The sequence below is a fragment of the Prosthecobacter sp. genome, assembly GCF_044227185.1.
Classification (GTDB): domain Bacteria; phylum Verrucomicrobiota; class Verrucomicrobiia; order Verrucomicrobiales; family Verrucomicrobiaceae; genus Prosthecobacter.
The window spans coordinates 114975-122521 of record NZ_JBGAFO010000018.1 but is presented as its reverse complement, the minus strand read 5'-3'; the positions used below and the strand labels follow the sequence as shown (position 1 = coordinate 122521).

The 7547-nt window shown below is 60.6% G+C and carries 9 protein-coding genes; 4 read left to right on the top strand and 5 right to left on the bottom strand.

The features are described 5' to 3' along the window. The first annotated feature begins 267 nt into the window (after nucleotides 1-267). A complete protein-coding gene (locus ACILSQ_RS29510; RefSeq protein WP_395747295.1) occupies nucleotides 268-1395 on the top strand; it encodes an SMP-30/gluconolactonase/LRE family protein in 1128 nt (375 codons plus the stop codon). A gap of 177 nt (nucleotides 1396-1572) precedes the next feature. After that, nucleotides 1573-2367, top strand: coding sequence for a ThiF family adenylyltransferase (locus tag ACILSQ_RS29505; RefSeq protein ID WP_395747294.1), 795 nt, complete (start codon nucleotides 1573-1575; stop codon nucleotides 2365-2367). A 155-nt stretch (nucleotides 2368-2522) separates the two neighbouring features. Here the strand turns inward: ACILSQ_RS29505 and ACILSQ_RS29500 are convergent, their stop codons facing one another. The 5 genes from ACILSQ_RS29500 to ACILSQ_RS29480 all read right to left on the bottom strand — a co-directional run bounded on the left by ACILSQ_RS29500 (nucleotide 2523) and on the right by ACILSQ_RS29480 (nucleotide 4859). Continuing rightward, nucleotides 2523-2789 carry a TA system VapC family ribonuclease toxin gene (locus ACILSQ_RS29500; RefSeq protein ID WP_395747293.1) on the bottom strand — a complete coding sequence of 89 codons (267 nt, stop codon included), beginning with the start codon at nucleotides 2787-2789 and terminating at the stop codon, nucleotides 2523-2525. Beyond that, complete coding sequence (locus ACILSQ_RS29495; RefSeq protein ID WP_395747292.1) at nucleotides 2786-3049, bottom strand: hypothetical protein; 264 nt, start codon at nucleotides 3047-3049, stop codon at nucleotides 2786-2788. The genes ACILSQ_RS29500 and ACILSQ_RS29495 overlap by 4 nt, the downstream gene beginning before the upstream one ends. A gap of 119 nt (nucleotides 3050-3168) precedes the next feature. Then, nucleotides 3169-3552, bottom strand: coding sequence for a rhodanese-like domain-containing protein (locus tag ACILSQ_RS29490; protein WP_395747291.1), 384 nt, complete (start codon nucleotides 3550-3552; stop codon nucleotides 3169-3171). A 33-nt stretch (nucleotides 3553-3585) separates the two neighbouring features. Then, nucleotides 3586-4116, bottom strand: coding sequence for a hypothetical protein (locus ACILSQ_RS29485; RefSeq protein ID WP_395747290.1), 531 nt, complete (start codon nucleotides 4114-4116; stop codon nucleotides 3586-3588). A gap of 23 nt (nucleotides 4117-4139) precedes the next feature. Then, a complete protein-coding gene (locus tag ACILSQ_RS29480) occupies nucleotides 4140-4859 on the bottom strand; it encodes a superoxide dismutase (protein WP_395747289.1) in 720 nt (239 codons plus the stop codon). 108 nt (nucleotides 4860-4967) lie between these two features. On the opposite strand from ACILSQ_RS29480, the gene ACILSQ_RS29475 reads away from it, so the two are divergent. Both ACILSQ_RS29475 and ACILSQ_RS29470 read left to right on the top strand, forming a co-directional pair. Then, the gene (locus ACILSQ_RS29475) at nucleotides 4968-6038 is read left to right on the top strand and encodes an OmpA family protein (protein WP_395747288.1); all 1071 of its coding nucleotides are present in this window, start codon (nucleotides 4968-4970) and stop codon (nucleotides 6036-6038) included. A gap of 30 nt (nucleotides 6039-6068) precedes the next feature. Continuing rightward, nucleotides 6069-7547, top strand: coding sequence for a hypothetical protein (locus ACILSQ_RS29470; RefSeq protein ID WP_395747287.1), 1479 nt, complete (start codon nucleotides 6069-6071; stop codon nucleotides 7545-7547).

Here is a 7547-nt window from a genome sequence, read left to right as displayed (position 1 = left end):
TGAGGTCCATGGTGGTTATAGAATGTACAATCGGCGCTGCGCGAAGGCGAAACACCCACTCATCGTTCACTCAACAAGCTTGCAGTTCAACGCTTTTCGCGCTGCCTTTCCTTAACTTAACGACATTGAATGAGGAATGACGAATCAATGTCGAAGCACCAATGACGATTCAGTCATTCGAACCTTCGGGCTTCATTCGTCATTCCTCATTCTGGTTTCGTCATTATGACCTTGCCCTTCATGCGTTTCACTCGCTAAAACCACAACATGACCACCAGCCGCCGCACCTTTCTCACCAGCTTCATTGCCTCTGCCGCCACCACCACTCTGCTTTCGCGCGACTGGTCCGGCCAGACTCCGGAACGCTACCCAGACCCAGACGTCATCGTGCTGGAGCCTGAGTTTGAAAAGCTCATCCAGGGAAACTCGCCCATCCGCCGTCTGCATACCGGCATGCTCTGGGCGGAAGGCCCGGCCTGGAACGGAACTGGCAACTACCTGGTGTGGAGCGATATTCCGAACAATGCGCAGATGCGCTACCTGCCGGAGGACGGGCACGTTTCTGTGATGCGCAACAACGCCAACAACAGTAACGGCAACACGTTCGACCTCCAGGGGCGGCAGATTTCCTTTGAGCACGCCACGCGCCGTGTGGTGCGCTATGAACTGGATGGCAAGGTGACGGTGCTGGCGGACAAGTTTGAGGGCAAGCCGCTCAACGCGCCGAATGATGGCGCAGTGCATCCAGACGGCTCCGTGTGGTTCACCGATCCGGGCTACGGCAGCATGATGGACTACGAGGGGAACAAAGGGGAGCTGCTGCTGAAGGAGGCGGTCTACCGCATCGATCCGAGCGGTGAGATTTCGAAGATCACGGAGGATCAGGAGAAGCCGAACGGGCTGTGTTTTTCACCGGACTACAAGAAGGTGTACATCGTGGACACCGGGGCTTCGAAGAACATCTGGGTATATGATGTGGATGGAAAGACTGTGAAGAATGGGAAGGTGTTTGTCCATATGCCGGAAGGTTTGAAGGTGAGCTACGGCGACTCGGGATGGCAGGTCCGCACTTGGCGAGATAACAAAGGAGGCAAGGAAGTGCTGGCATCAGGGCAGGGGGCTTCGAGCGCCCCACACGACATTGGGAAAGGTGGTTCCGATGGCATTCGCTGTGACATCGAAGGCAACCTCTGGGCCAGTGCCGGATGGGTGGGCGATGGCTTTGATGGTGTCCACGTCTTCAATCCTGAAGGCAGGCGCATCGGCATGATCAAACTCCCGGAAACAGCCAGCAATCTTTGCTTCGGCGGCCCAAAGCGGAACCGCTTGTTCATCACGGCATCCCAGAGTCTGTACTCGCTGCATGTGAACACGCGCGGCGCGCACCATTGCTGAGGAGTATTGGCGACGTTCTGTCTGGCCGCAGAGGGGCGGAGGAGCAGAGGTGGCAGAGATTTTGAATGGATCGGAATCTCTGCGTTCTCCGCCGCTTTGCTCCTCTGCGGCAAAGCCGAACGTCTCGCAGTAAACGTGGGTTCTTGATCTTCTGTCGCGGGCATATTAAACGAACGCATGGATGAATCCTACACGCAGCGCTTTGGCGGCATCGGGCGGCTTTATGGGGCTGCGGCGCTGCCGCGTCTGGAGGCGGCGCATGTTGCCATCGTGGGCGTGGGCGGCGTGGGCTCCTGGGTGGTGGAGGCGCTGGCGCGCAGCGGCATCGGTGAACTGACCTTGATCGACATGGATGATGTGTGCATCACCAACACGAACCGCCAGCTTCCGGCACTGGTGCATACCGTCGGCATGTCCAAGGTGGACGTTTTGGTGGCGCGTGTGGCGGAGATCAATCCGGACTGCCGGGTGCACCGCGTGACTGAATTTCTCACGGAATCGAATGTGGAAAGGCTCCTGGCACCGAAGTTTGATTTCGTGGTGGATGCCGTGGACCGCACCTCGATCAAGGCGCTGATCATTGCCAGATGTCATGCGCGGGGGCTGCCGGTCATCACGTCAGGCTCCGCCGGGGGCCGGCGGGACCCCACGGCCATTCGCAGCACGGATCTCGGTCATGCGGGGGCTGATCCGCTGCTCAAAGGCGTGCGCCAGTGCCTGCGGCGGCAGCACGGCTTTGCGAAAAGCGACGAGGGCCGGCCGCTGGCGATGGGGGTGCCCTGTGTTTTCTCCACAGAGAAGCCGGTTTTTCCATGGGCGGATGGATCCTGCTCGCTGGTGCCTGAAGCAGGCGCTGAAACCGGCCTGCGGCTGGACTGCGCAGAGGGCTTCGGTGCTGTGACGTCTGTCACAGGCACGTTTGGCTTTGTGCTGGCGGCGGAGGTGGTGAAGAGAGTGGCGGAAAAAAGTTAACCTCAGGGCACCAATGGATTTTTCCAACGCAGGCCCTGACAATGAGAAAAGTCTATGTCGTTGGTGTGCAGCTCAGCATTGTGCTCCATGGCCAGTGCCGCTAGATGTGCATCAGAGAGCGCTGCGCCGGTCCAGCCAATCTTTTCCAACTCGTCCTAATGAAGAGGCGTTGGATAAAGCAATGCGACGTTTGACGCTGCGATCCAACGTTTAACTTCGGACAAGGCGTCAGCGAGTGGCATGGGTGGTTGGATGACCTTGGGGTTTGTCATCAGGCGCACGAATCCGAGAGCGACATTCAAAGGCAGGCCGATCTCCTCACCACGCGTCATAAGATCCTCCCACCACGACCTCGCTGCCGCATGATCAGGCGCGGTCGCATTGTAGGCGTAAATCAGCAGATTGAGATCCGGCAGAATCATGATTTCTGCCGGGTCAAAAAGGCATCCATATCGAGTTCATCAGCCAGACGGTTCAACTTTTGCAGCGAAACTCCGGGGGCAAAGACACCGTCATGGGGCCGGATGCGAAAAGGAATCGGCGATGGCAATGCCTGAGCAGGTTTGCCGAGCGCGGCACGGAGCAGGCTGAAGGCGACTTCAGCCACAGGCTGTCCCTTCTGCTGCGCAGCGGCCTGCAACAGTCCGGCAAGGTCATCATCAAGCGTTAGCGTGGTGGGCATGGCGGGGAAATCTCATGCGCAACGTAATCGACCAATGGCTTTTTGCGAGGCCAAAGCATATCGCGAGCACGATCCCATCGACATTTATGGCCTTATGCTGGCGGCGGAGGTGGAATGAATCACTTCTCCACCGGCTTCCCAGCAGCCTGCCAGCCGCCAAAGCCGTCATCCAGATGGATGAGGTGGGTGAAGCCGAGCTTTTCGAAGACGGGGAGCGCACGGGTGCTGCGGCCGCCGGCCTGGCAGTGAACGAGGGTGGGCTTGGTCTTGTCGAGCCTGGCGACCTGGGCTTCGAAGTCTTTGGACATGATGTCGATGTTCTTCGCGCCCTTGATGTGGCCGTCTTTAAACTCGTCCGGCGTGCGCACATCAATGACGGCGGTCTTGCCATCGGCGAGGATTTTGGCGGCTTCGTCAGCTTTGACGTGTTTGACGGGATCGGAGGCGAATGACATGGCGGGGAGAATCAGAAGGAGGGTGGTGAGGAGGAAGAGGTGTTTCATAACGGTGGAGTCCGAAGTTTCAGGTTTAAAGTTTCAAGTTGAGGCGGAGCAGTGAAGTTCGACAGGCATGTGGCTGAGGCGCTGGTAGAGCTTTCTCAGGCTGAGGAGGGGCCACCAGCGGTAGAGGTAAATTTCGAGAGGCTTCCACATGGCCACCCAGCCCATGATGGTGAGCCCTTCGCGAATGATGGACTGCCAGTTTGAGGTGGGGGCGAGGAGGGTGGCGGTGAGCTGACAGGCGCCGAGGAACAGAAGACCGATCAGCAGGGAGGCGCGGCCCTCGCGCATCAGGCGCTTGAAATCGCGCAGGGTCATGTCGGCGCGATACTGGAAGTAATGGGTGATGGAGCTGGCGATGAGCTGTCGTGCATCGGCGACATCGGGGGGATGCTGGGCGAGATGCACGACGAGTTTCAACTCATGCTGCCTGGGGTGCTCCTGCGCCCAACTGACGATGAATTCCTCCGCGTCGTGATCCAGATCGCGCTCATGAAACGGCGAGGGGTCCATGGAGTTGAACAACTGGTTCAACTCCGTGAGCTTGACCTCGATGAGTCCGGTCATGAGCGCGGCGTCGGAGGGGGGGATCACGCCTTTTTGGCCGCGGCGTAGCCTTTGGCGACTTCGTTCCAGTTCACCACGTTCCACCAGGCGGTGATGTAGTCGGGGCGCTTGTTCTGATACTTGAGGTAGTAGGCGTGCTCCCAGACGTCCAGGCCGAGGATGGGCGTGCCGAGGTCGGCGTCATCGACGATGCCTTTCATCAGCGGATTGTCCTGGTTGGGCGTGGAGGTGACCTTGAGCTTGCCGTCCTTGGTGACGATGAGCCAGGCCCAGCCGGAGCCGAAGCGCTTCACGCCGGCGTCGGCGAAGAGTTTTTTGAAGTCGTCGATGCTGGTGAAGGTGCTCTGGATGGCGGCGGCCAGCTTGCCTTCGGGGGCGGCGGGTCCGCTGCCCACGGGGGCCATCCATTTCCAGAACCAGGTGTGGTTCACGTGGCCGCCGCCGTTGTTGCGGATGGCCATCTGGGAGGCTTCGGGAAGGGACTTGATGTCAGAGACCAGCTCGATGGCGTCGGTTTTGCTGATGTTGGCGGCCTTGAGCGCGTCGGTGAGCTTGGCAATGTAGGCGGTGTGGTGCTTGCCGAAGTGGATTTTCATGGTCATCGCATCAATGTGCGGTTCCAGGGCTTCGGGGGCATAGGGCAGGGGAGCCTGGGTGAGATCCAGCGCATGGCTGGTGGCAGGGAGGATGAGGGAGCCTGCGAGGGCGGTGGTGCTGGCGGAGAGGAAGGCGCGGCGGTTCATGATGGTGGGGTGTGGGGTTGAGAGCCAAGAATACGAAGACGGCGGGGCCATTGTCACGGTTAAAGTGCCGCGTGCAAAGCTTTGCCTGCGTGGTAGGGTAGGGGCATCATGGCCGCAGTCACCCATCCCCCCGAGTGGACCACTCCGCAGTCCTCCTTTCGTTCCCGAGACGACTGGAGCCTGAAGTGGTGGATGATGTTTGCGCTGATTCTTTCGGTGGTGTTCCACATGATGCTGGTGGTGGGATTTGACACACTGGGCATCTCCAATGTGACGCCCGCCAAGCCGCGGGAGGTCCCGGAGCGGATACGCATCGACGAGCGGGTGCTGAAGGAGCAGGACGCCATCAAGCAGATTCCGGAAACCATCGCCCCGGGCAACATGCCGGACATGAAGGCCTTTGAGCCGAAGCTGGATGACTTCGACAAGCTGCAGGAACTGCCGAAGAACCAGGAGATCGACCTGACGCCGAACGTGAAGGAGATCACCAATTTCGTCCGCGCCAATGATCCCGGCGACGGCGCGCCAGGAACGCCCAAGGGCAGCGACATGGCCAAGCTGCTGGCCCCGCAGGCGGTGGCCGGGCCGGACATCGCCGCAGAGATGGCCAGCGTGCGGCGGGATGTTTTGTCCAAGCCGGTCTCAGAAAAACAAATGCTGCTGGATGCCGGCGCGCTGGACCCCGGCGAAGGAGGCAAGATGGACAGCGGCCTGCTGGACGCGGTAAAAAGCCAGGGCACCGCGACTGCGGCGGGTGCGCGGGTGAAGGGCTTCAGCAATCTGGATGACCTGCTGGGAGGCGGCGGCAAGATGGGCGGCAGCACCGCGCCGATTCTGATGCCCACGGACCTGCTGTTTGAATATGGCAGCGACCAGCTCGCCGAAGCAGCGCGCCTCAGCCTGATGAAGCTGGGCTTCCTCATCCAAAAGAATCCCGACTCACTCTTCATCATCGAAGGCCATACCGACAGCTTCGGGGGAGATGAGTACAATCTCGAGCTCAGCATCCGCCGTGCAAACGCAGTGGTGAGCTGGCTGCGCGAGTCTCTGGGCCTGGGCACGGACCGCATTCAGGCCGTGGGCATGGGAAAGGCGAAGCCGCTCGTGAGCACCGCTGGAACGGCGGAGCAGCAGGGCATGAACCGGCGGGTGGAAATCAAGGTGCGGCCGAAAAAGTAACTCCACCTCCAAGTCAATTCCGCAGCACGCATGTTGGTGAAGTCTGTGTACCTGCATTTAACGAAGCTATGGCTGCGTGGCGGCCGCTGGGTGGTGATGTGCGGATGCCTGGTCCTCTTTGCCTGGTGCTACGTGCGGGCTTTTCAGGAGCAGAAGCCCGGCTGGGACAATGCCTTTCCAGAGCACGAACGGGCTTACCTGAACGCCGCCATCGAAACGCGGCGTGACCTGACACCGGACTTTTCCAAAAGCGTGTCCCAGCCTCTGAACGACTGGCTGCCACACCGTACCGACGGGCTGGTGCGGCCGCTCTGGCCCTGGCTGGCGGCATGGAATGTGGAGGCGGGACATCCCCAATCCTCGGGCCTGCCGGATGCGGCTGACCAGCGGGTGCTGCGCTCCGGCAAGCGGTGGATGATGGGGCTGAGCCTGGGCTTTTTATTGATGCTGGGGCTGGCGGCGGCGCGCGCATTTTCCGTGCCGGCGGCGCTGCTCACGATTTTGACCATTGGCTTCGGCGTGCTGCTGCCATCCACGGCGGCGTTTCTGCCGGATGTGCTGTTTCAGATCCTGTTTCTGCTCATCTGGATTTGCTGCATCGCGGCGCTGAAGCGCAACTCCCTCTGGCTGTATGGCCTGATCGGCTTTTTATCCGCCCTGGCAAATCTCACACTGCCGACCACGACGACGCTGGTGCTCGTCTTCATCGGCGTGAGTTCGCTGCGCTGGCTGTGGGGCTGGATGCTGGCGCACCTGCCGCATGCGGGAGGCACCTCGCTGTGGGTATGGCGCAATCACTGGCTGGGCATGGTGCTGCTGGTGGTGTGCCATCTGATCACCGTGGGGCCGATGATGGCCTCTGCGAAGGAGAAGCTGGGGGACGCCACGCCCTTTCACTGGCGGTGGTTTGAGAATGAAGCCGCCATGCAGGAGTGGACGGCGGCGCATCACAGCCGTGAAACGCTGCAGGCCGTGCCGCCGGAGGAGGTGCCGAGCTATGCGAACTACCTCTCCACCCACACGCCGGAAGCTGTGAGGGAGCGCTTCTGGCATGGCGGGCTGAAAATGATGGAGGAGGTGCTGCAGTTTCCCTGGAGCTTTGATTCCCTGCCGCATGAGCGCGGGGTGTTTGTCATCGTGCTGGCCAGCATTTTAATTTTGCTGCTGCTCATCATCGCCTTCGTGGCGCCGCGGGCGGCGCATGCCGGCCAGGCCCTGCATCCGGAGACGGCGCCGCTGGCTTTGTTCAGCATTCTGGCCTGCGCGGCCTGCACTCTGGATTTCGGCTGGGACATGCCGGTGCTGACCTGGGGCAGCCGCTATCTGGCACTGTATCCTCCGCTGGTGCTCAGTCTGCTGTGGGCCAGCGAGTCGCTGGTGCACCGCGCGCGCCGGCGGCAGATGAGCGTGCCAGTGTTTGTGATTTACGAGATGGTGCTTTGGGCGCTGTGCGTGCTGGCCTTCATACGAGTGATCGCGGTCTTGCAGCCGATCTCTTTCACGGCATGA

Coding starts and splice junctions, on each gene's coding strand:
- ACILSQ_RS29510 (WP_395747295.1), top strand. CDS start 268: ATGACCACCAGCCGCCGCACCTTTCTCACCAGCTTCATTGCCTCTGCC.
- ACILSQ_RS29505 (WP_395747294.1), top strand. CDS start 1,573: ATGGATGAATCCTACACGCAGCGCTTTGGCGGCATCGGGCGGCTTTAT.
- ACILSQ_RS29500 (WP_395747293.1), bottom strand. CDS start 2,789: ATGATTCTGCCGGATCTCAATCTGCTGATTTACGCCTACAATGCGACC.
- ACILSQ_RS29495 (WP_395747292.1), bottom strand. CDS start 3,049: ATGCCCACCACGCTAACGCTTGATGATGACCTTGCCGGACTGTTGCAG.
- ACILSQ_RS29490 (WP_395747291.1), bottom strand. CDS start 3,552: ATGAAACACCTCTTCCTCCTCACCACCCTCCTTCTGATTCTCCCCGCC.
- ACILSQ_RS29485 (WP_395747290.1), bottom strand. CDS start 4,116: ATGACCGGACTCATCGAGGTCAAGCTCACGGAGTTGAACCAGTTGTTC.
- ACILSQ_RS29480 (WP_395747289.1), bottom strand. CDS start 4,859: ATGAACCGCCGCGCCTTCCTCTCCGCCAGCACCACCGCCCTCGCAGGC.
- ACILSQ_RS29475 (WP_395747288.1), top strand. CDS start 4,968: ATGGCCGCAGTCACCCATCCCCCCGAGTGGACCACTCCGCAGTCCTCC.
- ACILSQ_RS29470 (WP_395747287.1), top strand. CDS start 6,069: ATGTTGGTGAAGTCTGTGTACCTGCATTTAACGAAGCTATGGCTGCGT.